This window comes from Oxalobacteraceae bacterium OTU3CINTB1 (genome assembly GCA_024123955.1).
In the GTDB taxonomy this organism is placed as follows: Bacteria; Pseudomonadota; Gammaproteobacteria; order Burkholderiales; family Burkholderiaceae_D; genus Rugamonas.
In genome coordinates, this window is sequence record CP099652.1 from 4,030,212 (window position 1) to 4,057,152 (window position 26,941).

A 26,941-nucleotide genomic window follows, 5' to 3' on the forward strand; every position below is an offset into this window, starting at 1 on the left:
ACGGATGATACACATTGAAAAACTAAGCAAAAGCTACGAAGGCAGAACCGTGGTCGATGGCCTCGACCTGCATGTGCAAGGCGGCGATATCTACGCGCTGCTCGGCCCCAACGGCGCCGGAAAATCCACCACCATCGGCTGCCTGTTGGGCTTCGTCGACGCCGACGCCGGCAACATCCGCCTGGCCGGCTCCAACCTGCCGCCGGCGCGCGCCGCCGTCCAGCACGCGGCCTATATCGCGGAAAACGTCGCGCTCTATGAACGCCTGACCGGCGTCGAGAACGTCGAATTCTTCATGCGGCTATTAGGCAGGAAGCCGCGCCGCGAGGAAATCGAAGCGCTGCTGGAACGCGCCGGCCTGCCGGAACACGCGTGGCACCGCATGGCCTCCGGCTATTCGAAAGGCATGCGTCAAAAAGTCGGCATCGTCATGGCGCTGGCCAAGGGCGCGCAGGTGCTGGTGCTCGACGAGCCCACGTCCGGCCTCGATCCGGAAGCCAGCGTGACCTTCGGTGAACTGGTGCGGACACTGGCCGACGACGGCGCCGCCGTCCTGATGGCGACGCACGATCTGTTTCGCGCGCAGGAGCTGGCCGACCGCTGCGGCATGCTGGTGGGCGGCCGTCTGGCCGGTGAATGGAAATTGGGAGATTTGAATGCAGGCGAACTTGAACGCAACTACCTTGGCATCCTCGCCGGCCGCGCCTGACGTGGCCGGGCGGGACGCACAATCAAATCGCCAACGGTGGCTGCGCGCGCTGCACGGCGCCTGGCAAGCCGACTGGCGCGAACGCCGGCGCGACTGGCGCGTATGGCTGGTGGTGGGCGTCGGCCTGGCACTGGCCGTATGCGCGGCGCTGTTGTCGTCGATGGAGCTGCGCGCCACGCTGGAGGGCCGCGCCATCGCTCAACAGGCGGAGCAACAGCGCTGGTCGCAGCAGGGTAAAAAGTACCCGCATTCGGCGGCCCACTACGGCGTCTATGTTTTCAAGCCGCTATCGGCGCTGGCGGCGCTCGATCCCGGCGTCGAGCACTACGTCGGCGCCAGCGTGTGGCTGGAGGCGCACAAACAGAATGAGCTGGTGTACCGTCCGGCCAACGATGAACCGGGTGTCACGCGCCAGTTCCGGTTGAATCCGGCCTTCGTGCTGCAAGTGCTGGCGCCGATGGCGATGATTTTCCTCGGCTTCGGCATGTTCGCGGCGGAGCGCGAACGCGGCACGCTGGCCGCGCTGCGCATCAACGCCGCGCCGCTGGGCGCATTGGCGCTGGCGCGCGGCGCGGTGCTGCTTTGCCTGGCGATGGTGCTCGCGCTGCCGGCCTGCATCGCGGTCGGCGTGCTCGAATGGACCCGCAGTCCGTTCAGCGACGGCTTGCCGCGCGCATTGCTGTTCGGCGCCGGCTATCTGGTCTACCTGTGCACCTGGGCCGCCTTGATCGCGGCGGTGTCGGCGCGCGCCGCCACGCTGCGCGCCAGCCTGGCGGTGTTGATCGGCTTGTGGGCCGCGACCACACTGGTAGTTCCGCGCGCGGCGGTGGAACTGTCGCGGATGGCCGCGCCGCTGCCGACCATGCAGCAGTTCCGCGCCGGCATGGACGCGGAACTCGGCATGCCGGACGATCCCGAACAGGCGGAACGCGACAAACAGCAACTGCTGCGCGAATATGGCGTCAAGGACGTCAAGGACCTGCCGGTCAACTGGGCCGGCATCAGCCTGCAACGCGGCGAACAGCACGGCGACCGCATTTTCGACGACCATTACGGCCGCCTGTTCGACGCGATGCGGCGGCAAAGCGACGCCTCGGCGCTGGCCGGGTGGCTCTCGCCGGCGGTCGCGATAGCCGGTCTTTCCAGCGCGGCGGCGGGCAGCGACACCCACCACCACTTGCAATTCATCGACGGCGCCGAGCGCCAGCGGCGCCGCATGCAGCAGGTGTTGAACCAGGCGATCACCGATCATCCGGAACAGGATGGCGTGCGCCACGACGGCGACCAGGCGCTATGGGACCAGATCTCGCCGTTCAAATTCAACTTCGAGGCGCTCGACCTGAAGGCGCTGGCGCTGCGCCAGGGCCTGCCCCTGGTTGCCCTCTTCATCGCAAGCCTGCTGCTGTGCGGCGCCGGCTTGCGCCACCTACGTAGCGGAAACTTACGATGACACAGATGTTCACACTGATCGCCTACGACTTGCGCAGCCAGTTGCGCGAGCGCGGCACGATCGCCCTGGTGCTGGTCGCCCTTGCCCTAGCGGGATTCGGATTGTTCGAAGGCGCCCGCTTCGAGCGCGACCAGCGGCGGGCGGTCGCCGACGCCGCCGCGCAGGAAGCCGCCGCGCGCGCCGAAGCCAACGCGCTGGCCACGCGCTATTTCGCCGATCCGGCGGCGCCCGAGTTCAAGTCGCTGCAATGGTACAAGACGCCGGTGGACGTGCGCGGCTACGCCTTCCGCGCACATGTCGGCTTCGCCGGCAAACCGGAGATTCCAGGCGCCGCGCTGGCGATCGGCCAGGCCGACCTGCTGCCGGCCTACGTCCGCGTGCGCGCGGAATCGATGGAACTGGCGCGAACGGCGCTGGAGATCGAGCATCCGGGCCGGCTGGCGGCCGGCCGTTTCGACTTGATGTTCTTCGTGGTGTATCTTTGGCCGCTGATCCTGCTCGCGCTATGCACTTCCGTGCTGACGCAGGACCGCGAGAGCCACCGCTTGCGCGCCTTGCAGCTGCAAGGCGTGCGACTCGGCCGCATGCTGGCGGCACAAGTCGCGGCGCGCGCGCTGTCCGCCAGCCTGGTGCTGGTGCTGGCCGTCGGCATCGCGTCGCTCGCCGCCGGCACCATACCGCCCGATGGCGCCGGCATGACCGCTCTGGCGTCGTGGGCCGGGGTGGTGCTGCTGTATTCGATGTTCTGGGCGGCGGTCACCGTCGTCATTTGCGCCGTGTGCGGCAACCGCATGACGGCCGCTTTCGCCGGCTTCGGCGCATGGCTGATGCTGGCGGTGCTGCTGCCGGGCGCGATGACGGCCGCCATTCAAATGGGCGCGCCGGTGCCGGTGCGGGAACGCTACGTCCAGGCGCTGCGCGACGCCGGCGACCAGGTCAACGCCGATAAACTGGGCAGCCTGGCGCGCTTCTACGACAGCCACCCGGAATGGAAGCCCACCGTCACCCCGCTTTCCAAGGTCTCGTCCAGCGTGTCGCGGCTGCAGCGCGCGCAGGAGCTGGAACGCATCATGGCCGGCGTCGACCGCCAGTTCGAACAGGCGCGGAGGCGCCAGCAACACCTGTTCGACCAGGCCATCGTCTTCAGCCCGGTGACCTTGGTGTATCAAACCTTGTCGGCCATCGCCGGCAATGACGGCGAGCGTCACCGACAGTTCATGGAGGAGGTGCAGCGCCATCAGGTACAGCTGCGCGACTACTTCCAGCGCGCGATCCAGCTGGCGGCGCTGGGCGACGAACGCAAGCCCTGCCCCGCCGCCTGCCTTGGCGGCTACGGCTTCCGCGACTTCGACCAGGTACCGCGCTTTGGCGCCTCCACGGCGTTGGCGCAGGTGCCGGACGCAGCGCCGCAACTGGCGGTGCTGTCGGTGTGGATCGCCGTGCTGCTGGCCATCGCGGCGGGCTTGATGGTGCGCATTCGGCGAGGCCGACGCCGGCTCCGTTATACTGCTGGATTTTCTGCTCACGACAAGAGAATATGAAGGCTCACCACCCATCCCGCCGCTACGTCCGGCCCCTCGCCGGCGCGCTCTCCCTGCTTCTGGCGCTCGGCGGCTGCGCCCAGCTGCCGACGGCCAAAACCACGCCCGACACGGTATCGGCGCTGCGCTTCATCGGCGAGCAGCGGCTGCCGTGGCGCGCGCAATTCCACGGCACGATGGTGGGCGGCCTGTCCGGCATCGACTACGACGCCGCCCGTGGCGATTGGGTGATGATCTGCGACGACCGCTCCGAACACAATCCGGCGCGCTACTACCGCGCGCGGCTCGGGTACGATGACAAAGCGTTCAAGTCCGTCGAGCTGACCAGCGTCGTCACGCTGCTGCAACCGGACGGCAAAGCCTATCCGTCGAAGGAAAACTTCAAACGGCACGGCGGCGTGGTGCCCGACCTGGAGTCGGCCCGCGTCGATCCGCGCGACGGCAGCATCTGGTACACCAGCGAAGGCGACGTGCCCGCCGGCCTGCCGCCGTTCGTGCGTCAGGCCAAAGCCGACGGCAGCTTCCTGGCGGAGCTGCCCTTGCCGGCCATGTTCGACGTGCCCGAAGACGGCAAGGCCGGACAGCGCAACAACCAGAGCTTCGAAGGCTTGAGCTTCGCGCCGGACGGCAATACGCTGTGGGTGTCGATGGAGGGACCGATGATCCAGGATGGCGCGCTGCCGGACCCGCGCACCGGCGCCGTCAACCGCATCACCCACTTCGCCCGCGACGGCAAGGTACTCGGGCAGTTCGCCTACCCGCTCGAGGCGATTCCCGCCGCGCCGGGCAAGGGCAAGTTCGCCGACAACGGCATCTCGGAAATCCTCGCCCTCAGCCACAACCGGGTGCTGGTGATGGAGCGCTCCGGCGTGCAGGCCGACGACGGCACCTTTCAGGATTTCGTCCGCATCTACGAGATCACCACCGATGGCGCCAGCGATATCCAGAACCTCGCGAGCATCAACGGCGCCACCTACACGCCGCTGAAAAAGCGTTTGGTATTGGACGTGAATGCGCTCAATCTGCCGCGGGTGGACAACCTGGAGGGCATCTCCCTCGGCCCGGTGCTGCCGAACGGCCATGCCAGCCTGGTGCTGGTCTCGGACGACAATTTCGGCAAGGACCAGGTTACGCAGCTGCTGCTGTTTGAACTGATCCCATAGCGTTCAACTGTGCGGAAAGCGCCGGCGGCGGCGCTGCCGGCGAAGGGTCGGCGGCAGCCAGCAGCGGCCCGCTTTCCTGTATCGACGGCGGCGACAGGCAGTTGTCGCACTTGCAGCAGCGCTCGAAGCCCGGCGACAGGTCGCCGAAGTAGTCCAGCAGCAGCTTCCAGCGGCAGTAGCCGCTCTGCGCGTAGCCCACCATCTGCTCCAGCCCTTCGCGGTCGCGCTCATGCTTGTCCACGTAGACCTGCGCCATGCGCTCGAACTCCGCCATCTTCGGCGGGCCTTTCGGCTGTTTGGCCACCAGGTAGGCCAGCTTGCTGTTGCGCTTCAACAGTTTGCCGTCCTTGAGCATCTTCAGGCAGATTTTCAACTGGCTGGCGGGCAGCTGCTCCAGGCGCGGTTTCAGATCGGCCTCGGTGAAGGTCATCTGCTCCGATGCGACAGCCGCCTCGTACACGGCCCGCAATTCCTCGGCCGACGGGTAGTGTTTGATCAGGAAAAACTGCTGCAGGCGTTTGTCGGCATGGTAGTACAACAGCGTGCACTCGGCGTCGAGGCCGTCGCGCCCGGCGCGGCCGGACTCCTGGTAGTAGGCTTCCAGATTGGCTGGCACTTGCAAGTGGATGACGAAGCGCGTGTCGCTCTTGTCGATGCCCATGCCGAAGGCGTTGGTCGCCACCATCACGCGGCGCTCCCCGCTCATGAACAGGTTCTGGTTTTCGCTGCGCTCGGCCGCTTTCAGCTTGCCGTGATAGAGCGTCACGCTCTCGCCGGCGTTGCGCAGCATGTCGTACATTTCCTCGGCCGCCTTGACGGTGGCGGCGTAGATGATGCCGACGCCTGCGGTCTCGCGCACCAGCTGCAGCGCCTGCGCGTCCTTTTCGCCGGGATTGGTCACCTGGCGTACGCGGTAATGCAGATTGGGGCGATAGATGCCGGTGTTGACGACCGCCATGCGCGGCCTGCCCAGCTGGGCGCGGATATCGGCGATCACTCCGTCGGTGGCGGTCGCGGTCAGCGCCAGCACCGGTGGACGCCCCAGGGCGTTGAGCGCGGCGCCGATTTCCAGGTATGCCGGTCGGAAATCGTGGCCCCACTGCGAGATGCAATGCGCCTCGTCGATGACCACCAGTGCGATCTCGCTGTTCTTGAGCAGCGCCAGGAATTCCGGCGTCACCAGCCGTTCCGGCGTGCAGAAAACGATATCCTTGTCGGCGCTTTCGATACCCTCCAGCGCGGCCAGCTCGTCGACGCGCGACAGGCTGCTGTTGATCTGCGCGGCGCTGGCGATGCCGGCCTCCTCCAGCTTTTCGGCCTGGTCCTTCATCAGCGAAATCAGCGGCGACACCACCACCGTCACGCCCTTCAGCAGGCGCGCCGGCAATTGGTAGCACAGCGACTTGCCGCTGCCGGTGGGCATGACCGCCAGCGTGTCCTGGCCGGCCAGCACGCTGTCGATGACGTGGCGCTGGCCGTCGCGCAAGGATTCAATGCCGAAGACCTTGCGCAGAAGGTCGTTGATGTGCTTGTTCTTTAGGGCTGCCATGGACACTCTTTCTATTCAGCGGGACTGGAGAAAGAGTAGACAAGGACGCCGTTGCGGTATGTACGCCAGCACACCGCCCGGGCGTGTTCGGCCGGGCGGCGGTCAGGTGCGTAGCGCGCCGACGGCTACCAGCCTATGTCCCGGAGCAACGGATACGTCAAATCGCGCGGCGGCTTGACCTCGTGCGACAGGTCGTCGTTGATCGACGGTTCCATCAGCTGGTTGGGGATGGCGCTGATGTCGTAGTGCGACACGGACGATCCGGGCAGGTTGGGATCGGTCGCGTACATCAGCACCCTCCCCGACGGATCGGTGCCGGCGCGCACCGCCAGGTTGACGCCGAGGTTGGCGAACAGGCCGGACTTGGTGCGCGAGCGCGTGGCCAGCACCTCCTTCAGCGCGGCGCCGTCCTCCAGCGAAATCCGCACCGCGGGGATGACGATGGTTGGATCGTCGCCGGCCAGGTCCTGTGGCGGCGTGCCCGCCGCGTTGTCGACGATGATGGCGCCGATGGCCCCCGCGTTCTGCACGTTCTTGACCTTTTCGACGAAAGTGCACCCGCCACGGTCGATCAGCGCGATCTTGCCCTGGACGGCCCGGGCGTTAGGTTCCGCCAACGGCGTGCACGCCAGTCCGGTGTTGGGCGGCGTATCGATGACCGGCATGACCTCGCCGGTCAGGCCCGGACTGCCCAGCGGCGGACCGAATTGCGCGACGCCGACCCGCTGCACCCCGGCCACGCGCGACGGCGACAGGATCGTCAGCAACGGCGTGCCCGGCCGCAGCACGATGCGCGCCGCCTCGGTGACGATGGGGCCGTTCCACACCAGCCGCCCGGCGCGCCTGGCGGAGGCGGCCCGTTCGGCGTCGCTCATGTCCTTCCATAACTTGTTGGTTGCCGTATCCAATAAGAAATAATCCCAGATGCTGGGGATGCCGGCCAACAGTTCGCCGGTGGCGTCGTCGGTGTAGGTCTGGAAGCCCAGGCCGTGGGCGAACTCGTGCAGCAGCACGGCCACCAGGTCGATCTGCGGCCCGTGGTTGTTGTCGAGTCCCAGATAGAACGGCGAGCCGCTGAAGCAGCCGGGCTGGCCCAGATTGACGTTGAACCGGGCGCGGATCTCGGGCATGTCGGGATCGGCGTCGATGCCGAGCAGCTTGTTGGTCTCGGCCTCGCCGTACCAGGCGTTGGCCTGCGGTGCGCCGGTAAAGTTGGCGAACACCTGCAAGGCGCCGGCCGACCCGAGCACGGCGCCGGTGTCGTTGCAGGGCAAGGCCTCCCACGTCGCCAGCACGCGGATCGGCACGCTGCTGTCGAGCGTCGCGCCCCAGATGCTCGCCGCTTGTTGGAAAGCGTTGATGCGCTGCGCGCCCAGGGTGGTGCCGCTGTTGCCGCCCACCGGCGTCACCGGCGTCGGGTCGTTGAAGCCGACGCCGGCCGGGTCGCCGTTGACGATGGCAATGGTGGCGGCGGCCCAGCTGCCCGACGAGCACAGCATGGCCAACGCGCCGCAGATGGCAATCAGTTTATTTCTCATAATGTTCTCCCGGCTCGCTGTCCGCTTCGCACGTCTCGGTGACCTTGCCGGCGGCATCCTTGCGCGCCAGCGCGTAGCGCTCGTGGCGCTCCTCGAGCATCAATGCGACGCCGCCGTGCGGCGGCCGGGTCAGCGTGGGTTTGGAGGTGGCGCCAGTGGTCGAGGCGCCCTTGGGCGGGACGGCCAACGCCGCCGCCTGCCGGGCCGTCGGCCCGGTCAGCTTGCCGGTGGCCGGGTCCTTGAAGCCCATCATGCCGGCGTGCGGCGGCGGCTCCGCCCGCCCGTGCTGCGGCGCTGGCTGCGCGACAACACTAACGTTGGGAAATTCCATGACGCCGTTGGCGGCTGGCGGCGAGGCGGTGGCGCTGCAACCGGCGGCGGCGCCAAGCAGTCCCGCCAGAAGTTTAGTCAGGTTCATATCAAGCCCTTTGGTAAGAACATCGAATCGAACAAAAACCATGGGTATGGTTCAACTTGCCCAAGTTAGACGAGGCACGGTTCGATTTGGTTCCACTTCAGGCCGGACGGATTCCTGATCCAGTTCAAGACGGGAAAGGCGATTTGAAGGATGTCAGGCGACGCTGGTCTCGATGCGCACGCCGCCCTTGAGCGTCAGCGTCACCGGCGTTTTCTCGGCGATTTCCGCCATGCGGGCTATTTGATCGGCGTCGAGCGCGCCGTGGAAGGTCAGCACGCGCTTGATCAGCAAGGCGCCGTCGGCGGCGGGCGCCAGGTGCAGCGCCACGTCGACCGCCTCCATCGGCCACTGCTTGCGGTCGGCGTACATGCGCAAGGTGATCGCCGTGCAGGAACCCAGCCCGGCCAGGATGAAGTCATACGGCGCCGGACCTTTGTTGGCGCCGCCGTTGCGCGGCGGCTCGTCGCCGGTCAGCGCGTGGCCGCCGACCTCGATCGATGTCTTATAAATATCCCTGCCGATGCGTGCGACGCCTTGTGCCATGGTCATTCTCCTTGGCGCCATTTTATCGCGCCCGACCCGCGCCGGAAGCACGATTCGCCTCCGCCAAAAGCCAGAAGCGCGCATGGTGTTTCGGCGGCAACGCATGGAAACAACGCTTTGCGCGCGCTTTCCTTGTTTCCGCAAGCTTCATATTGGTAAAGATTTGTAAATGGCAATAATTGGCATGGGCCTTCTGTAAAATAGCAGGCTTCCGACATCAAATAAGACGGCGCCGCCCGGCGGCCCGCCAGCCTCATGCAAAAGAAGCAAAAGAAACTCCTGTCCCGTTGCCTGACCGGCGGCTCGCTCGGCGTGCTGTTGGCCGCCCCGCTCGGCGCACTGGCCCAAACCACGGTTGAAAAACCCGCCGCAAAACCGGCACCGGCCAGCACCACGGCCGCGCCCGCGAAGGATGCCGCCGTGGTGCCGTCCGTCACCGTCGCCGGCGAGCGTCCGACCAACCGCATCGACCGCCAGGTGTACGACGTCAAATCCGACGTCTCGAGCACCAACGGCACCGCCGCCGACGCCCTCAACAACGTGCCGTCGGTCGCCGTCGATCCGGACGGCACCGTCACCCTGCGCGGCAGCAGCAATGTGCAGATCCTGGTCGACGGCAAGCCGTCGGCCATGCTGCAAGGCGAGAACCGTGGCGCCGCGCTGCAAGCCATGGGTGCCGACGATATCGAGTCGGTGGAAGTGATCAACAACCCCGGCGCGCAGTTCGGTAACGAGGGCGGCGGCGGCCCCATCCTCAATCTGGTGATGCGCCGCAACCGCAAGCCGGGCGGTTTCGGCACCGTCAACGCCAACGCCGGCAAGGACGGCCGCTACAACAGCGCCGTCAACGGCAGCTACAACGAGGGCCCGTGGGGCTTCCAGGGCGGCCTCAACGTGCGTCACGACGGCCGCGATTCCACCGCCGAGGTCAGCCGCGACCGCCTCGATCCGGCGACCGGCGCGTTCGTCCACAGCAGCCAGTCGTCGGTGGGCAAAGGCCTCAACGACATGGTCGGCGCCAACGGCACCGTCAGCTACAACTTGAACCAGACCGACACGCTCACCGGCAGCGCCTCCTACAACGGCCGCACCAACGACCAGCGCGGCACCGACCGCTACCTCAACGGCGCCACGTCGTTCAGCCCTGAGCGCGACTACGTGCGCACGACCGCGCGCGAAGGCGACAGCCGCAACTACAGCTGGGGCGGGCGCTACGACCACAAGGGCGAACTGCCGGGCGAATCGCTGAAGATCGACCTGCGCGTGTCCTCGTCGGACAATGAGAACGACAGCAACTACGCCAACGATTACGCCACCCCGGGCTTCATCGACACGCGCGCCTTCCAGCACAGCGACACCACCATCAAGGTGGTCGACTTCACCGGCGACTACGAGCGCCCGCTGTGGGGCGGCTCGGCCAAAGCCGGCTACAAGGCGGCCAGCACCAAAAGCACCTTCGACACGCTGTACACGGACATCGATCCACTGACGTCGGTCGCCATCGTCAACCCGGCGCGCACCAACCGCTTCGAGGTCGACGAAAAGGTATTGGCCTTGTACGCCTCCTACCAGATGCGCCTGACCGAGAACTGGGGCGTCCTGGCCGGCCTGCGCACCGAGTACACCGACATGGACATCCGCCAGATCACCAGCGGCACGCAGGACAAGAACAGCTACGTCAACTTCATTCCGAGCCTGTTCGCGACCTACAAGGTCAACGACACGGCCAATATGCGCTTCGCCTACGCGCGCCGCATCCGCCGCCCCGGCGCCAACGACCTCAACCCCTACCAGGTCTACCGCGATGAATTCAACGTCTCGGCCGGCAATCCGCAGCTGATGCCGACCAAGACCGATTCGTTCGAAGTGGGCTACGAGACCAAGGTCGCCGGTTTGGAGACCAACCTGCGCGCCTACTACCGCGAGGATTCGGACGCCATCGTCGACTACCGCTATTTCATCGCCAACAACGTGCTGCTGACGACCAAACAAAACGGCGAAGGCAGTCACTCGAGCGGACTGGAATTCACCGTCAGCGGCAAGCTGCTGCCCAATTTGACGATCAACACCAGCGGCAACCTGGCGCGCAGCCAGCAGCGGTCGCAGGATGACACCGGCGTGTATAGCACGCGCACCGCCAATTCGCTGAGCGGCCGTTTGCGCCTGAACTACCAGTACAGCGCCGCCACGCAGATGCAGATGGCGTTGCAGATGATGGGCAAGACCTTGTCGGGCCAGGGCTACCGTTCGCCGAACCGCACGCTTAATCTCAGCGCGCGCCACGCGCTGACGCCACAACTGAGCCTGGTGGCCAACGTCACCGACGTGCTGGATAAGAACAAGATGGAGACGGTCATCAACAGCAGCACCTTGCGCGAGACCAGCACCAGGCGCTTCGATGGCCGGGTGTTTTATGTGGGATTGTCGTACCGCTTCGGCGGCGCCGGCGGTTCATCATCGGAGCGCGAAGGCGGTGGCTTCGGCCCAGGCCGAGCTCCCGGCGGGCCTGGCGGCCCCGGCCCGGGCGGTTTCGGTCCGCCGGGCGCCTGAAGCGGCAAACACCAACGGCAACGGAAAACTCCCGAAAGTTACCGGAAGATACTTCCTCTAGTCTTGCAAATATGTTATTTTATATTTTTACAACACATAATCAGACTGGGAAAATTCATGACGGGTCATTTTCGTAGCATCCTGTTGGCGGCGGCTCTATCGTTCAGCTCGCTCGCGGTAGCGGACACCTTAAAACTTAGCACCGGCGAGATGGATTTTTATATCGACAACCCGCTCGCCAATGTCGACTACAAGTTGTTGGGTAACGGGCTGTCCATGAGCATGACCGGCACTCCGGTCACCGGCGACTTTGACATGCATCACGCCATACGCATCGTCGCCCACGACGGCTACGCCATCAACCTTTTTCTCGACGCTGACATCGAGCACACCACCACAACCTACGACGACGCCGGCACCAGCGTCTGGACCGCGGCGAATATAAATACGTATGGGAAGATGTACGCGACAGGCATTCCGCCGGGTGTCGCTCCGCTCACCCATACCGCCCACGATTATCTCAACGACTATTACTACTATCCAAGCCCTGAGTACTTCAGCGAAGGCTACCTGTGGCTGGACCTGCGTAACCGCTTCAACGGCGACATCCCGGGCCAATTTTCGTTCGCCAACTTCAACGTGCAGCTGAGCGTCAGGTCGGTGCCGTTGCCGGTTCCCGAAGCCGACAGCTATCTGATGATGCTCGGTGGCCTGGCGCTGCTGGGCGCCGTGGCGCGACGCCGCCGGGCGGCCGCCCGGCCGCTTGCTTCCGCTACTTAACCACCGCCAGCTTCTCGCGGGTGGCGTTCTTGAAGGTATAAATGGTCAGCACGCCATCCTTCACGTCGCCGCGCGCATCGAAGGCGATATTGCCGGTGACGCCCTTGTACTGGATCTTCGCCAGCTCCGGCAGATACCTGGCCGGATCGGGCGAACCCGCCTTGCGCATCGCCGCCACCATCGTCATCAGCGCGTCGTAGGTGTAAGGCGCATACGTCTGCACCTCGATCCCATACCGCTTTTTATACGCGACGCGGAAATCGGCCATGCCCTTCTCCTGCGACGGCTCCACCCCGCCAGCCTCCGCGCAGATCACCTGCCCGTCGCTCATCGCGTTGCCCGCCAAACGCGGCACCGAATCCGAGCACATACCGTCGCCGCCCATGAACTTGATCGGGATCGCCAGTTGCTTCATCTGGCGCAGCATCGGGCCGGCCACGGCGTCCATGCCGCCGAAGAAAATCATATCCGGCCTGGTCGCTTTGACCGCCGTCAGGATGGCGCTGAAGTCGGTCGCCTTGTCGTTGGTGAACTGGGTCGACACGATGCTCGATCCGGATGCCGCGCCGCCGCGCTTGACGTTCTTGATGAATTCATCAGCCAGGCCCTTGCCGTAGGCGGTGCGGTCGTCGATGACGGCGATGCGCTTGGCCTTGACCTGCTGCATCGCGTAGCGCGCCAGGGCGGCGCCCAGTTGTTCGTCGTTAGCGACGTTGCGGAAGGTGGTGTTGTAGCGCTGGCGCGTGTACTGCGGGTTGCTGGCCGACGGCGATATCTGCGGAATGCCGGCGTCGTAGTAGATCCGCGAGGCCGGGATCGAGGTGCCGGACGTCTCGTGTCCGATCACGCCCTGCACTTTGGCGTCCACCAGTTTCTGCGCGGCGGCCGTGGCCTGCTTCGGATCGGCGGCGTCGTCCTCCGCCTGCAGCACGATCTTGTATTTTTTGCCGCCGATGACCACCCCCTTGGCGTTGAGCTCATCGACCGCCATGCGGGCGCCGTTTTCGTTGTCCTTGCCCAGGTGGGCGATCGGGCCGGAAGTGGCCGCCACATGACCGATTTTAATGATGTCTTCAGCCTGCGCGGCGGGCGCGCCGGCGGCCAGTGCCAGCGCGACGGCGCCCGTGATCGTCGTTGTCTTTAATACAGTTGCTTTTGTTGGGAACTTCATACAATCCTCGTGGGTTAACTTGGCAAGGATACCATCCGACACCAGACTCTGCATTCCGTGCGTTGCTGCTGGTATAACTGAAGTAAAATAATTCACCGTAACATTTGCTTCAGGGATATCAATATGGAAATTTCCCAACGCATCGCGCGTATCAAGCCGTTGGCCACCACGGCCATGCACGGCCGGGTCGACGCCATGAAGGCGCGCGGCGAGGATGTGATCGATTTTTCCATCGCGATCTCGCATTTCCAGGCCCCCGAAGCGGTGCTCGAAGCGACGCGCGCGGGCCTGCGCCAGCCATCGCTGGCCTACACCGCCGTCGTCGGCGACGCCGCGATCCGCGCCCGGCTCGCCGACAAGGTCGTCAAGGAAAACGGCATCGGCGCCACGCCGGCCGACATCCTGGTCACCAACGGCGCCAAGCAGGCGCTGTACCAGGCTTTATATGTGATGGCCGATCCGGGCGACCGCGTGATCATCTTCAAGCCGCACTGGCCGGCCTACGTGGCGACCAGCAAACTGCTCGGACTCGAACCGGTGCTGGTCGACCTGCCGGACGTGATCACGGCCGAACTGCTGGACAGCCTGCCGCCGGCCAAGGTCCTGATCGTCAACAACCCGCACAACCCCACCGGCGCGGTGCTGACGGCCGCCGAAATCGACTGCATCGGCGCCTGGCTCAAACGCACCGGCACCCACGCCATCGTCGACGAGAGTTATGAGAAACTGATCTTCGACGGCGCCCATGTCAGCCTGGCCTCGCGTCCGGACTGGCGCGAGATCGGTGTCGTCACGCTGTTCTCGGCCTCGCAAAGCTACGCCATGATGGGCTGGCGCGCCGGCTTCGCGGTGGCGCCGCCTGAATTGGTGTCGGCGATGGAAACACTGCAAGGCCCGATCACCGCCGCCGCGCCGATGCTGATCCAGCTGGCGCTGGCGGCGGCCTTCGAATCGGGCGAGCCGCGCGCGATGCTGGCCGACTACCGCGCGCGCCGCGACCTGGTGCTCGACCTGAGCGCCGGCCTGCCGTGGCTGACGATGCGCTGCCCGGCCTCCGGGCCGTATCTGTGGGCCGACGTCTCGCCGCTGACGATGGACACCAGCGCGCTGTCCGAGCGGCTGCTGGCCGAGCGCTCGGTGGCGGTGATGCCCGGCGAGGCGTTGGGCGTGCCCGGCCACATCCGCATTGGCTACATCTCGGACGATGTGGCCACGCTGCGGCGCGGCGTCAAAGCTATCGTCGACTTCGGCAACGCACTGTACCGCGCGCACTGACCCGCTGTGGCCTTTCTCCTCTTCCAACTCAATAGCCTGCGCAGCCGGCTGATTTTACTGGTGGCGCTGGCGATCGCGCCGATCGCCGTGATGACCGTCGTCAGCGGGGTGCGCGAACGCCAACACGCCATCCGCGTGGCCGAGGAAAACCTGCAGCAGCTGACCAACCTGGCCGCCGCCAACGAAGCCCAGTCGATCGAAAGCGCGCGCCAGATCCTGCGCGACCTGGCCAGCGTGCCCGATTTGATGGGCGACCAGGCCCACTGCAGCCGCCTGCTGGCGAACATCCACAAGCAGAATCCGGACTACGCCAACTTCGGCTTGATCCAGCTGAACGGCGATGTCACCTGCACCGCCATCCCCTCTAAAACGGTGGTCAACCTGGGCGACCGCACGCATTTCCGCCGCGCCGTCCATTTGCGCCGCTTCGTCGCCGGCGGCTACGTCTTCGGCCGGGTGATCCAGAAGCACACCGTCAACCTTACCTATCCGCTGCTCGACGAGGGCCAGCAGGTCCAGGCCGTAGTGTTCGCCGCGCTGGACCTGACCAAGCTCGATCGCTTCGTCGCCGACATCCAGCTGCCGCCCGGGTCCCTGCTGATGACCGCCGATTCCGAAGGCAACATCATCGCCCGCAAGCCGCACCCCGAGCAATGGTACGGCAAACAGGTGTGGCCGGCGATGCGCGCGGCCATGGCCGGCGAGCCGGGAAAACCCGTGCTGCTCACCGGCCCGGACGGCATCGAGCGGCTGCACCGCTTCGCCCGGGTCGGCAACAACGGGCTGTCCGACTACACGGTCACGATCGGCATTCCGGCCGACGACATCACCGCCGTCGCACGCCGCGACCAGAAGCTCGACTTGCTGGCGTTGACGGCCACCCTGATCTTGGCGCTGCTGGCGGCATGGTTCGTCGGCGACGTGCTGGTGCTGCGCCGGGTCAAGCGGCTGGCCACCACCGCCAACAGCATCGCCTCCGGCACGCTGGCCGCGCGCAGCGGCATCACCTACGGCAACGAGGAGATCAGCGAACTGGCGCGCGCGCTCGACGCCATGGCCGCCGCGCTGCAGGAAAAGGAGCGGCAGCACCTGCTGGCCGAAACGCAGCTGCGCCAGGCCGACCAGCGCAAGGACGAATTTTTGGCGATGCTGGCGCACGAGCTGCGTAATCCGCTGGCGCCGATCAGCGCCGGCGCCCAGCTGCTCCAGAGCGGCAACGCCAGCCCGCAGTCGGTCGAACGCACCGCCGGCATCATCGTGCGCCAGGTGACGCACATGACGCGGCTGGTCGACGACCTGCTCGACGTCTCGCGCGTCACGCGTGGCCTGGTGACGTTGACGCGGGTACCGCTGAACGTCGCCGACGTCGTCGCCGACGCCATCGAACAGGCCGACCCGATGATGCGCGCCAAGCAGCACCGCTTCGACCTGGTGCTGCCGGAGACGCCGCTGCAGGTCATGGGCGACCATAAACGGCTGGTGCAGGTGCTGGTCAATGTGCTCAACAACGCGGCCAAGTACACGCCGGCCGGCGGCGCCATCCGCCTGCTGGTGCGCGCCGAGGCGGGCGAAGTCAAGATGGTCATCAGCGACAACGGCATCGGCATGTCGGACGAATTGCGCGGGCGCGTGTTCGAACTGTTCGCGCAGGCCGACCGCAACTCCGACCGCTCGCAGGGCGGCCTGGGACTGGGACTGGCGCTGGTCAAGACGCTGGTCGAACTGCATGGCGGCACGGTGGTCGTCGACAGCGGCGGCGACCAGAAAGGCAGCACCTTCACCATCAAGCTGCCCGGCGCGGCGGGCGCGCAGGCGCCGGTGGCGGCCAAGCCGGTGGCCGCGCCGCAAACGAAGCTGCGCGTGTTGGTGGTCGACGATAACATCGACGCCGCGCAAACCTTGCAGCTGCTGCTGGAGACCGTCGGCCACGAGGTCTTCCTGGCGCACACCGCGCATGCGGGGCTGGAGATCGCCCAGGCGGTCGGGCCGCAACTGTGCCTGCTCGACATCGGCCTGCCCGATTTGAGCGGCAACGATCTGGCGCGCGGGCTGCGCAAGCTGCCGCAGACCGCCAACGCCACCCTGGTGGCGGTGACCGGCTACGGACGCCGCGAGGACCGCGAGCTGGCCAAGGACGCCGGCTTCGATCACTATTTCGTCAAACCGGTCGATGTCGATGGCTTGCTCTCGGTGATCGCCACACTCCGTTGAACCTCCACAGGAATTCCATGCCCCGACTCCCCCTCACCGTCTGCACCATGCTGGCCTTGGGCCTTTCGGCCTTTCCGGCCCTCGCCCATGCCCAGGATGAGCAACGCACCATGGCGCGCATCGCCGCGCAACCGGCGGTGAAACGGGCGCTCGCCTACATCGAAAAGAACGAGCCGACGACCACCGCCAACACGCTGGCGATCAACGCCATCCCGGCGCCGACATTCGCGGAGTCGGCCCGCGCCGCAGACTACGCGGCGCGCATGAAGGCTGCCGGTCTGCACGACGTTCACCTGGACGAAGCGGGCAATGTGCTGGGCAACTATCGCGGCGCGGGCAAGGGTCCGACCATCGTGCTGGCCGCGCATCTCGACACCGTCTATCCGGCCGGCACCGACCTGACGGTGCGCGAGAAAGATGGCCGCTTCTACTCGCCCGGCATCGCCGACAACGCCCGATCGCTGGCGGCGGTGCTGGTCATCGTCAGCGCCATGCGCGACGCCGGCGTCGCGCCCGTGGGCGACATCCTGGTGGTCGCCAACGTCGGCGAGGAAGGCCTGGGCGACCTGAAAGGGGTCAAGCACCTGTTCAGCCAACGCAAGGACATCAAGGCCTTCGTCGGCCTCGAGCCGGCGCTGGGCGCGGACGGCGATCCGGTGACCCACATCGGCACCGGCAGCCGCCGCTTCAAGGTGACCGTGCGCGGCCCCGGCGGGCATAGCTACGAAGGCTTCGGCCTGCCGTCGGCGGTGCATGCCGCCGGCCGCGCGATCGCCCGCATCGACGATCTGCGCGTGCCGGCCGAACCCAAGGTGACATTCAACGTCGGCGTGATCCAGGGCGGGCAATCGATCAACAGCATCGCCGCCGAAGCGAGCATGCTGGTCGACATCCGCTCGGCCGACGCGGCGTCGCTGGCCGAGACCGAGCGGCGCATCAAGGCGGCGATCCAGCAGGGCGTGGACGAGACCAACCAGCGCTGGAACAGCAAGGCGATCGTCGCCGACATCGTGTTGATCGGCGACCGCCCGGCCGGCCAGATGGCCAAGGACGCAAAGATCGTCAAGCTGGCGCTGGCGGCGGCAAGCGCGCAAGGCCGGCCCGCGCTGCTCGACAGCCCCCATTCGACCGACGCCAACCTGCCGATGAGCCTGGGCATCCCGGCCATCACCATGCCGGCCGGAGGCAGCTCCGGCGGCTACCACTCGGAAAAGAACGAGTGGTGGGCGCCGACCAACGCGTTCGCGGCGCCGCAAAATGTCATGCTGACCCTGCTCGGGCTGGCCGGGGTCCAGGGCACCGCGCCGCCGGCTATGCCTTAAGTTAGACTGTACAGTGCGGTGCATGGCAGTGATAATGGGAATCATTCCCATTTATTTTCACTCCCATGCCCCTTGTATTGAACACCACCACCGCCTGCGTTTTGTCCGCCCTCTCCGCCCTCTCCGTGCTCGCGCCGTCCGCGCGCGCGCAAACCGAACCTGAACTGCAAACGGTCGTCATCAGCGCCAGCGCCGACGCCTCGGCCGCCGGCCTGTCGAAGGCTTTCGCCGGCGGCCAGGTCGCCAAGGGCGGGCGCATCGGGCTGCTCGGCAACATGGACAACATGGACACACCGTTCAACAGCACCAACTACACGCAGCAGTTCATCCAGGACCAGCAGGCGCGCAGCGTGGCCGACGTGCTGCAAAGCGATCCGTCGGTGCGTGTGGCGCGCGGGTTCGGCAATTACCAGGAGATGTACATCATTCGCGGCTTCCCGGTCGCTTCGGACGATCTGGCCTATAACGGCTTGTACGGCGTGCTGCCGCGCCAGTACATCGCCGCCGAACTGCTGGAGCGCGTGGAAGTGTTCAGGGGCGCCAACACCTTCCTCAACGGCGCCTCGCCGTCCGGCGGCGGCATTGGCGGCGCGATCAACTTGCTGCCCAAGCGCGCGCCGAACGTTGCGCTGACCGAAATCAGCGCCGGCCTGCAATCGGGTCGGCAAACCCACCTGGCGGCGGACATCGCGCGCCGCTTCGGCGACGAGAACCGCATCGGCCTGCGCGTCAACGCCGTGCAGCGCAAGGGCGGCACCGCCATCGACGACGAACACCGCGAGTTGCAACTGGCCGCGCTGGGCGCCGACTATCGCGGATGCGGCTTCCGGCTGTCGGCGGATCTGGGCTGGCAGGACAGTAAGCTAAGCAACGCCCGGCCCGCGGTCAACGTCGCCGCCGCGCTGCCGATTCCAGCGGCGCCGGACGGCGGCGCCAATTTCGGCCAGCCGTGGGACTACTCCAGCGAGCGCGATGTCTTCGGCACCCTGCGCGGCGAGTGGGATGTGGCCAGGGACGTGGTGGCGTGGGCCTCGTTCGGCGCGCGGCGCGGCCATGAACTGAATCGTCTGGGCAGCACCCTGAACCTGACCTCGAGCTCCGGCGCCGGCAACATGCGCCGCTTCGACAACGCCCGCGAAGACCATATCAAAACCGGCGAACTGGGATTGCGCGCCGCGCTGCGCAGCGGTCCCATAAGCCACAAACTGGCGGTGACGACGACCGGCTTCGATCTCGATTCGCGCAACGCCTACGCGACATCGGCCTACCAGGCGACGTCGCTGTACAACCCGCCGGCGATGGCCTTGCCGGTCCTGACCACGTTCGGCAACGCCATGTCCGATCCGCGCACCACCAACAAGGTGAAGCTGGTCAGCGGCGCGGTGGCCGACAGCCTGGGCTTCCTCGACGACAGCGTGCTGCTGACGGTCGGCGTGCGCCATCAAAGAATCCGGCAGACCGGCTACGCCTACAATACGGGCAGGCAGAACGCCGATTACAGCGAAAGCGCCAATACGCCGATCGCGGCGCTGGTCTACAAGGCGTCGAAACAGGTGTCGCTGTACGCGAACTATATCGAGAGCCTGCAGCAAGGGGCGGTGGCCGGATCGACCGCCGTCAACGTCGGCCAGATCTTCGCGCCGTACAAATCGCGTCAGAAGGAAGTGGGCGCGAAGTACGACGGCGGCCGTTTCGGCGCCAACGTCGCGCTGTTCACCACCAGCCAGCCGCAGGGCGTGCTGAACCCGGCCAACAAGGTGTTCGGCATCGACGGCGAACAGCGTAACCGTGGCGCCGAATTCTCGGCCTTCGGCGAACCGCTGCGCGGCCTGCGGGTGCTGGGCGGCGTGACCCTGCTCGACGCGACCCAGGAGCGCACGGCCGGCGGCACGACCGACGGCAAGGACGTTATCGGCGTACCGAAATCGCAGGTCAATCTCGGCGTCGATTGGGATGTGCCGGGCATGCCTGGCCTGAGCCTGTCGGCGCGCGCGCTGCACACGGCATCGCAAGCGGTCAACGCGGCCAACACGCAGGAACTCCCGTCGTGGAACCGGCTCGACGCCAGCGCGCGCTTCCAGCTTGATCTGGACGGCCGATCCTACACGCTGCGCGTCCGCGTCGACAACCTGACCGACAAGAGTTACTGGGCCTCGGCCGGCGGCTCGCAGGGCACCGGCTATCTGGTGCTGGGCGCGCCGCGCAGCTTCGCGCTCACGGCAAGCACGGAGTTCTAGCCAGTACCTTGGCGGCCAGCGCCAGGCCGCTCAGCCAGGCGTCTTCCACGCGGCCGCCGCCGAGCCAGTCGCCGCACAGGCCGACCTGCACCGCCGGCAGCCACACGGCCTGGCGCGAGGACGCCGCGCCGGCCTTGGCGTAGCGCCAGCGGTGCGCAGTGACGCCTAGCGGCGACGGACCGCCCAGCTTTGCGAAGGCCTCCAGCAGCAGCGCCGTCACAACCGCCTCGTCGTCCTCGATATGGGCGGCGCTCCACTCCGCGCTGGCCTGAAGCACCCAGACCTCGCTGCCGGCGCGCCCGGGTTTTGAACTGTCGCGCGCGATCCAGCGCAGCGGCCCTTCGTTGATGAAGGCGGCGTCGTAGCCCGGCGTGTGGGGCTGCGCGAAACGCAGCATCAAGGTCCAACTCGGGAGCATGGCGACCGCGTTCGACTGCATCGCCGTCAATGGCAGCAACGGTTCCAGCAGAACGGCCGCCTGCGGCGCCGGCACCGCAAGTACCAGCGCGTCGTAGCGCTCTGCGTGCAGTCCCTGCTCCTTCGAATGCAGGCGCCACCCCTCCGCCTCATGCCGCATATCGTCGATGGTGACGCCGCTGTGCACCTGCAGGCTGGCGGCGAGCCACGCCGCCGGAGCGCTCATGCGCGGCACGCCGACGAAGCGCGCCACGCTGTCCGGCTCCGCCCGGCCGCCGCCGCCGATGACGGCGATTTTCGGTTCCCACAGCGCCGCCACGCCGGCCGCCTCCCAGCGGGCGACCTCCTCGCGGAAGGCGTTGTCCCGGACCGTGAAGTATTGGGCGCCGTGGTCGCACTGCCAGCCGTCGGCACGCCGGGTGCTCATGCGGCCGCCCGGGCCGCGCGCCTTCTCGAACACGGTGACGCGGCAACCCGCGTCCTGCAAATGCCGTCCGCAGGCCAGGCCGGCCAGCCCGGCCCCGACCACCGCCACATTAAGACGTGTTTCAGACATGGCGATGAATCCTCTTCGTTATAAAGTCCAAAGTATAGAGAGAAGAATGCGGCGGAAGAAGGCTTGGCTGCCTTTCGGCGGTTCAATTTCGGTTCATGCGACGCGATGACCCGCAAAATGCTAGAATGCGCAAAATAGACGAAAGAGGAGCAGCATGTCGAAAGCGGAACAAAAAACAGAATCGAAGCCCACCGGCTATCGCAGCGGCGTGGCCGCGCGGCTGGCGGGCCTGCCCGTGGAAACGCTGCGCGTATGGGAGCGCCGCTATGGCGTCTCCGACGTCGACCGCTCACCGCACGGCCAGCGCCTGTACTCGGCCGACCAGGTCCGCCGGCTGGGCCTGCTTAAACGCGTGGTCGACCAGGGACACGCGATCGGCACCGTGGCCCGGCTTGCGGCCGATGAGTTGATCGCGCTGGCCGGCGCCGCGCCCTCGCCCGCCGGCCCTGGCGCGATCACGCAAACGCTCAAGATCGCCGTCGCCGGCGCCGCGCTGGCGCGCCGCCTTGGCGCCATCCGCACCTCGCCGGAACTCGATATCGTCGCCAGCTGCTTCCAGCTCGAAGGCGCGGCCGAGGCGATGGCCGGCGTGTCGGCCGACGTGCTGCTGATCGAATCGTCCGAGATGAGCGCCGACGCGCTGCCGCAAATCCAGGCCGCGCGCCGCGCGATGCAGGTGCGCACGGTGGTGGTGTTGTACCGCTTCTGCGACAGCGCCACGGTGCGCCGCCTGCGCGAACATGGCTGCCTGGTGGCGCGCGCGCCGTCCGACGCCGCCGAGGTGGCGGTTTTATGCAGCACCGCGCTGACCGGCGCGGCGCGCCCGCCGCCAGGTCCGCTCACGGCGCCGCCGCCGCGCCGCCTCGACGACCAGGCGCTGGCCGCGCTGTCGTCGGCCTCCTCCAGCATCAATTGTGAGTGCCCGCGCCATCTGGCGGATATACTGATGATGCTGGCCAGTTTCGAGCGCTATAGCTACCAGTGCCAAAATCGCAATGCCGGCGACGCGGCGCTGCACGAGGACCTGGGCCGCAGCGCCGGCCACGCGCGCGTGATGATGGAGCAGGCGCTGGAACGATTGGCGTACGCCGAAGGCCTGCCCCTGCCCGACAAGCAGTGAACAGCGCCGCACCCGTAGCTGTAACCGCAGTTGTACTCATTATTTGAATTTCTGATTGGACTACCGCATGACCACCGAGCAGCTTCCGGCATATCGCCCTGCCACCACCACCGCCTCCGAGCGGATCCGCGCACGCCTGATCGCCAGCAACACGCGCTTTCACGCCAACGACAATATCGCCGCCTACATCGAACCGGGTGAACTGGACCAGCTGCTGGACGAAGTCAGCGGCCATATGCAGAAGGTGCTGGAAAGCCTGGTCATCGACACCGTCAGCGACCATAACACGCAGGATACGGCGCGCCGCGTCGCCAAGATGTACATGAACGAGGTGTTCGGCGGCCGCTACGTCGACATGCCGCCGGTGACTGAATTCCCCAACGCCGCCAACCTGAACGAGTTGATGATCATCGGCCCGATCACGGTGCGCAGCGCCTGCTCGCACCATCTGTGCCCGGTGATCGGCAAGGTGTGGATCGGCGTCATGCCGAACCAGCACTCGGCCCTGATCGGCCTGTCGAAGTACGCGCGCTTGGCCAGCTGGATCATGAGCCGGCCGCAAATCCAGGAAGAGGCGGTGGTCCAATTGGCCGATCTGCTGCAAGAGAAAATGCAGCCGGACGGCCTGGCCGTTATCATGGAGGCGGACCACTTTTGCATGCAGTGGCGCGGCGTCAAGGACATGGATGCGCGCATGATCAATAGCGTCATGCACGGCTCGTTCCTGAAGGACCCGGCCCTGCGGCGCGAGTTCCTGTCGCTGATCAAACGCTGATATCACGGGAGAATACGAATGCTCGTCCGACTTTTATACGCCAGCCGCGCGGCCGCCGACACCCAAACGGGCGCCGTCACGGCCATCATGCAGCACTCGCATGCCTATAATCCGAAGCACGGCATCACCGGTGTGCTGTGCCATAGCGAACGCGCCTACCTGCAGGTGATCGAGGGTGGACGCGACCAGGTCAACCGCCTGTACGGCAAGATCCTGCGCGACACGCGGCATACCGACGTGGTGCTGCTGCATTACGAGGAAATCTGCGAACGGCGCTACTCCGGCTGGATCATGGGGCAGACCAATTTGAACAAGCTCAATCCGGGCACGTTGCTGCGCTACTCGGCGACGGCGGAATTCGACCCGCATTCGCTGTCGGGGAAAAGCTCCTTGGCACTGATCGATGAGTTGATGGCGGCAGCGGCGGTATTGGGCCGCGCCTGAACATTTAACAGCCATCATCCATCTTAAATCCAGCCCTGGCGCCACTTGGCGCCATCGGTGAGCTCGCGCCACGGCATGGTTTGCCGGCGGCGAGAGTGCACTGCCTCCAGCACGATATCGACCACCGCGCAGCCCTCTTCGGAGGGCTCGACCACTTCCACCACCATAAAGTGCTTTTCTTTATTGGCTGGCGTAACGGCCGTCCATTTGCTTAGCTTGAGTTTTTGAGGATTCAGCCGAGGCGCCGGCGTGGTACTGGTTTCCAACATCGCTGTTACTCCAACTAGATTCACTGAACCGCCATTGAACCATTTTTGCACGCGGACCGCAACGTGCGCACTGGACGACCGGATAGTCTTCCTCTAAGGTGGCTCGCACCATGATCTCCTTGCCAAACATCCTGCTCTACTGGTTCCGCAACGACCTGCGCCTGTCCGACAATCCAGTCCTGCGACAGGCATGCGCACAGGCGACGCAGCTGCTGCCGGTGTTCTGCATGCCACCTGCGACCGGCACCCAGTGGGGCTTCGAGCGCGTCGGAGCGCACCGACGGGCGCTGCTCGCCTCGGCATTGCAGGAGCTACAGCAAACACTTTCCGAGGCCGGCAGCCGCCTGCTGGTGCTCGACGGCCCGCCCGCCGACGCCCTGCCCCGGCTGGTCCGTGAGACCGGCGCCACCGCCATCATCTGCGAAGACATCGCCGCCCCCGAAGAAATGGCCGAGGTGGCAGCGCTGCACAAGGCAGGCATCGACGTCCGGACCCACTGGCAATCCACCATGCTCGACCCGGCCGGTTTGCCCTTCGCACCCGCCGACATGCCGAACCAGTTTACGGAATTTCGCCGCGCGGTCGAAAAATCGCCTGCGCGCCCGGTCGCACCGTTGTCCGTTCCGGCCATCATCCCGCCACCACCGGACCACGCGCCAACCGGCGCCGCGTTGGGCGAGGCAGGCACCGGCGGTGGCGAGGCCTCGGCGACCGCGCACCTCGCTCGCTACTTCAGCGGCAACCTGCCCCACACTTACAAGACCACCCGCGACCAACTCAACGGCGCCGACTTTTCAACCGGATTTTCGCGCTGGCTCTGGAGCGGCGCCGTCTCGGCACGCACCATCGACACCAGGTTACGCGCCTACGAGGAGCAAAACGGTGCAACCGACAGCAGCTACTGGATACGATTCGAGCTACTGTGGCGCGATCACTTCCGCTTCCTTCATCTGAAGCATGGAGCGGCGCTGTACCGCAAACGCGGCTTGCTGGCGACGCTACCCGCACAGCTGGCGCACGACGATGAAAAGATGCTGCGTTGGCGTGAAGGCCGAACCGGCCAGCCATTGGTCGACGCCGGCATGCGCGAACTGGCGGCCACCGGCTTTCTGTCGAACCGGATGCGCCAGATCGTCGCCAGCTACCTGATCTACGAACTGGAATGCGACTGGCGCGCCGGCGCGGCCTGGTTCGAGGCGCAGTTGATCGACTACGATGTCTATTCGAATCAAGGCAACTGGCTTTACATCGCCGGCCGCGGCACCGACCCGCGCGGCGGCCGGCGCTTCGACCCGGAGCGGCAGGCGCGCGTCCACGACCCGGACGGCACTTATCAACGCCTGTGGAGCGACGCATGACGACGCAAGATCAACCAACGCTGAAGCTGATTCTGGGCGACCAGCTCAACTGCCGGCACAGCTGGTTCTCGCAGCCGAGCGACGACGTGGTCTTCTTGATGATGGAAGTGCGCCAGGAAACCGACTACGTGCTGCACCACGCGCAAAAAATCATCGCCATCTTTGCCGCCATGCGCGATCTGGCGCGGCGACTGCGGGACGACGGCCACCGCGTCCACTACCTGGCGATCGACGATCCCGACAACCGTCAATCCTTTCCCGCCAATCTCGATCATCTGATCGCGCATTACGGCGCGGCGGCGTTCCGCTGGCAGGCGCCGGACGAGTACCGGCTTGACCGCCAGCTGGCCGACTATGCGGCCGGCCTGGCCATCCCGGCCGCGATGGACGACACCGAGCATTTCTACACCGCCCGCGACGAGGCGGCGGCACTGTTCGAGGGCCACGACAACTGGCTGATGGAGCGCTTCTACCGCCACATGCGGCTGCGCCATAAAGTACTGGTATCGGAAACCGGCAAGCCCGCAGGCGGCCAGTGGAACTTCGACCACGACAACCGCGAAGCCTGGAAAGGCATGCCGTGGGAGCCGGCCGACCTGCGCGGCCGCCACGACCACAGCGAATTATGGAACACGATACAGGCCGCCGGCGCGCGCAGCTTCGGCCAGCCGAACGCCGGCGATTTCGGTTGGCCGCTGAACCGCGACGAGGCGCTCGAACAGCTGGAGCGTTTCGTCAAACACGCGTTGCCGCATTTCGGCCAATTCCAGGACGCGATGAGCTTCAAGGCCTGGCGCCTGTTCCATTCGCTGTTGTCGTTCGCGATGAACAGCAAGATGCTCGATCCGCGCACCGTGATCGAACGGGTCGAGGCGGCGTGGCGCGATGGCGCCGTGCCGCTGGCATCGGCCGAGGGCTACATCCGCCAGATACTGGGCTGGCGCGAATACGTGCGCGGCGTCTACTGGCACCGCATGCCGGGTTACGACCGGCTCAACGCCTTCGGCCACACGACGCCGCTGCCGCACTGGTTCTGGTCCGGCGAGACGCGCATGCGCTGCATGGCGACCGCGATCGGCCAGTCGCTGGAGCACGCGCACAGCCACCATATCAACCGGCTGATGGTCATCGGTAATTTCGCCTTGCTGGCCGGGCTGTCGCCATACGAACTGCATCAGTGGTACCTGGGGGTCTACATCGACGCCTTCGAGTGGGTGGAGTTGCCGAATACGCTGGGCATGAGCCAGTATGCGGATGGCGGTTTGCTGGCCACCAAGCCGTACGTATCGAGCGCGGCGTATATCGACCGCATGAGCGATTATTGCAAGGGCTGCCATTACGACAAGAAGGCGCGCGTCGGCGAGAAGGCCTGCCCTTACAACGCGATGTACTGGGATTTTTTTGAGCGCAATCGGGCGTCGCTGGGCAAAAACAACCGGCTTCACATGGTGTACCTGCAACTCAAACGCATGGACAAACCAGCGCTGGAGGCGCTGAAGAAGCAGGCCGCGCACACGCGCGCCACATTGGCGGATTTGTGAGAAA

General features: G+C 66.1%; 22 protein-coding genes. 15 read left to right on the plus strand and 7 right to left on the minus strand.

Annotation, left to right across the window (positions count from 1 at the left end; translation table 11 throughout):
* The first annotated feature begins 4 nt into the window (after positions 1–4).
* From NHH73_17460 to NHH73_17475, 4 genes are read left to right on the plus strand one after another with little or no spacing between them, the layout of a single operon-like run.
* Positions 5–709: an ABC transporter ATP-binding protein gene (locus NHH73_17460; protein ID USX24406.1), complete on the plus strand. Its 705-nt coding sequence runs from the start codon at positions 5–7 to the stop codon at positions 707–709.
* Positions 669–2,159 carry a DUF3526 domain-containing protein gene (locus tag NHH73_17465; GenBank protein ID USX24407.1) on the plus strand — a complete coding sequence of 497 codons (1,491 nt, stop codon included), beginning with the start codon at positions 669–671 and terminating at the stop codon, positions 2,157–2,159. Before NHH73_17460 ends, NHH73_17465 begins: the two co-directional genes overlap by 41 nt.
* Positions 2,156–3,700, plus strand: coding sequence for a DUF3526 domain-containing protein (locus NHH73_17470; protein ID USX24408.1), 1,545 nt, complete (start codon positions 2,156–2,158; stop codon positions 3,698–3,700). Before NHH73_17465 ends, NHH73_17470 begins: the two co-directional genes overlap by 4 nt.
* A complete protein-coding gene (locus tag NHH73_17475) occupies positions 3,697–4,863 on the plus strand; it encodes an esterase-like activity of phytase family protein (protein USX24409.1) in 1,167 nt (388 codons plus the stop codon). The genes NHH73_17470 and NHH73_17475 overlap by 4 nt, the downstream gene beginning before the upstream one ends.
* On the opposite strand, the gene NHH73_17480 is transcribed toward NHH73_17475, so the two are convergent.
* The 4 genes from NHH73_17480 to NHH73_17495 all read right to left on the minus strand — a co-directional run bounded on the left by NHH73_17480 (position 4,829) and on the right by NHH73_17495 (position 8,911).
* The gene (locus NHH73_17480) at positions 4,829–6,412 is read right to left on the minus strand and encodes an ATP-dependent DNA helicase (GenBank protein ID USX24410.1); all 1,584 of its coding nucleotides are present in this window, start codon (positions 6,410–6,412) and stop codon (positions 4,829–4,831) included. The genes NHH73_17475 and NHH73_17480 overlap by 35 nt on opposite strands.
* 125 nt (positions 6,413–6,537) lie before the next feature.
* A complete protein-coding gene (locus NHH73_17485) occupies positions 6,538–7,950 on the minus strand; it encodes a peptidase (protein ID USX24411.1) in 1,413 nt (470 codons plus the stop codon).
* Positions 7,940–8,368: a hypothetical protein gene (locus NHH73_17490; protein USX24412.1), complete on the minus strand. Its 429-nt coding sequence runs from the start codon at positions 8,366–8,368 to the stop codon at positions 7,940–7,942. The genes NHH73_17485 and NHH73_17490 overlap by 11 nt, the downstream gene beginning before the upstream one ends.
* 153 nt (positions 8,369–8,521) lie before the next feature.
* On the minus strand, positions 8,522–8,911 hold the full coding sequence (locus NHH73_17495; GenBank protein ID USX24413.1) for an OsmC family protein: 390 nt from the start codon (positions 8,909–8,911) through the stop codon (positions 8,522–8,524).
* 255 nt (positions 8,912–9,166) lie between these two features.
* Here NHH73_17495 and NHH73_17500 point away from each other — a divergent pair, with 255 nt between their 5' ends.
* A complete protein-coding gene (locus NHH73_17500; GenBank protein USX24414.1) occupies positions 9,167–11,461 on the plus strand; it encodes a TonB-dependent receptor in 2,295 nt (764 codons plus the stop codon).
* Positions 11,462–11,578: 117 nt separating this feature from the next.
* A complete protein-coding gene (locus NHH73_17505; GenBank protein USX24415.1) occupies positions 11,579–12,241 on the plus strand; it encodes a PEP-CTERM sorting domain-containing protein in 663 nt (220 codons plus the stop codon).
* On the opposite strand, the gene NHH73_17510 is transcribed toward NHH73_17505, so the two are convergent.
* Positions 12,234–13,412 (minus strand): branched-chain amino acid ABC transporter substrate-binding protein, encoded by a 1,179-nt coding sequence (locus tag NHH73_17510; protein ID USX24416.1) that lies wholly within the window; start codon positions 13,410–13,412, stop codon positions 12,234–12,236. The genes NHH73_17505 and NHH73_17510 overlap by 8 nt on opposite strands.
* Before the next feature lie 123 nt (positions 13,413–13,535).
* Between NHH73_17510 and NHH73_17515 the strand changes: the two genes are divergently transcribed.
* From NHH73_17515 to NHH73_17530, 4 genes are all read left to right on the plus strand, one after another.
* Positions 13,536–14,687, plus strand: a complete 1,152-nt coding sequence (locus tag NHH73_17515) for an aminotransferase class I/II-fold pyridoxal phosphate-dependent enzyme (protein USX24417.1) — start codon at positions 13,536–13,538, stop codon at positions 14,685–14,687.
* Between the two features lie 6 nt (positions 14,688–14,693).
* The gene (locus tag NHH73_17520) at positions 14,694–16,898 is read left to right on the plus strand and encodes an ATP-binding protein (GenBank protein USX24418.1); all 2,205 of its coding nucleotides are present in this window, start codon (positions 14,694–14,696) and stop codon (positions 16,896–16,898) included.
* Positions 16,899–16,915: 17 nt separating this feature from the next.
* The gene (locus NHH73_17525; GenBank protein ID USX24419.1) at positions 16,916–18,220 is read left to right on the plus strand and encodes a M20/M25/M40 family metallo-hydrolase; all 1,305 of its coding nucleotides are present in this window, start codon (positions 16,916–16,918) and stop codon (positions 18,218–18,220) included.
* A 65-nt stretch (positions 18,221–18,285) separates the two neighbouring features.
* Positions 18,286–20,457 (plus strand): TonB-dependent siderophore receptor, encoded by a 2,172-nt coding sequence (locus NHH73_17530; protein USX24420.1) that lies wholly within the window; start codon positions 18,286–18,288, stop codon positions 20,455–20,457.
* Here NHH73_17530 and NHH73_17535 read toward each other — a convergent pair.
* On the minus strand, positions 20,435–21,430 hold the full coding sequence (locus tag NHH73_17535) for an FAD-dependent oxidoreductase (GenBank protein USX24421.1): 996 nt from the start codon (positions 21,428–21,430) through the stop codon (positions 20,435–20,437). The two genes, NHH73_17530 and NHH73_17535, sit on opposite strands and share 23 nt — an antisense overlap.
* 154 nt (positions 21,431–21,584) lie before the next feature.
* On the opposite strand from NHH73_17535, the gene NHH73_17540 reads away from it, so the two are divergent.
* From NHH73_17540 to NHH73_17550, 3 genes are all read left to right on the plus strand, one after another.
* On the plus strand, positions 21,585–22,550 hold the full coding sequence (locus NHH73_17540; protein USX24422.1) for a MerR family transcriptional regulator: 966 nt from the start codon (positions 21,585–21,587) through the stop codon (positions 22,548–22,550).
* A gap of 67 nt (positions 22,551–22,617) precedes the next feature.
* Positions 22,618–23,325 carry a GTP cyclohydrolase I gene (locus NHH73_17545; protein USX24423.1) on the plus strand — a complete coding sequence of 236 codons (708 nt, stop codon included), beginning with the start codon at positions 22,618–22,620 and terminating at the stop codon, positions 23,323–23,325.
* Positions 23,326–23,343: 18 nt separating this feature from the next.
* Complete coding sequence (locus tag NHH73_17550) at positions 23,344–23,769, plus strand: BLUF domain-containing protein (GenBank protein ID USX24424.1); 426 nt, start codon at positions 23,344–23,346, stop codon at positions 23,767–23,769.
* A 23-nt stretch (positions 23,770–23,792) separates the two neighbouring features.
* Here NHH73_17550 and NHH73_17555 read toward each other — a convergent pair whose 3' ends face one another.
* The gene (locus NHH73_17555; GenBank protein ID USX24425.1) at positions 23,793–24,038 is read right to left on the minus strand and encodes a TIGR02450 family Trp-rich protein; all 246 of its coding nucleotides are present in this window, start codon (positions 24,036–24,038) and stop codon (positions 23,793–23,795) included.
* Between the two features lie 110 nt (positions 24,039–24,148).
* Between NHH73_17555 and NHH73_17560 the strand changes: the two genes are divergently transcribed.
* Together NHH73_17560 and NHH73_17565 are read left to right on the plus strand one after the other, a co-directional pair.
* Positions 24,149–25,396, plus strand: coding sequence for a DASH family cryptochrome (locus NHH73_17560; GenBank protein ID USX24426.1), 1,248 nt, complete (start codon positions 24,149–24,151; stop codon positions 25,394–25,396).
* Complete coding sequence (locus NHH73_17565; protein USX24427.1) at positions 25,393–26,937, plus strand: cryptochrome/photolyase family protein; 1,545 nt, start codon at positions 25,393–25,395, stop codon at positions 26,935–26,937. Before NHH73_17560 ends, NHH73_17565 begins: the two co-directional genes overlap by 4 nt.
* Positions 26,938–26,941: the final 4 nt, after the last annotated feature.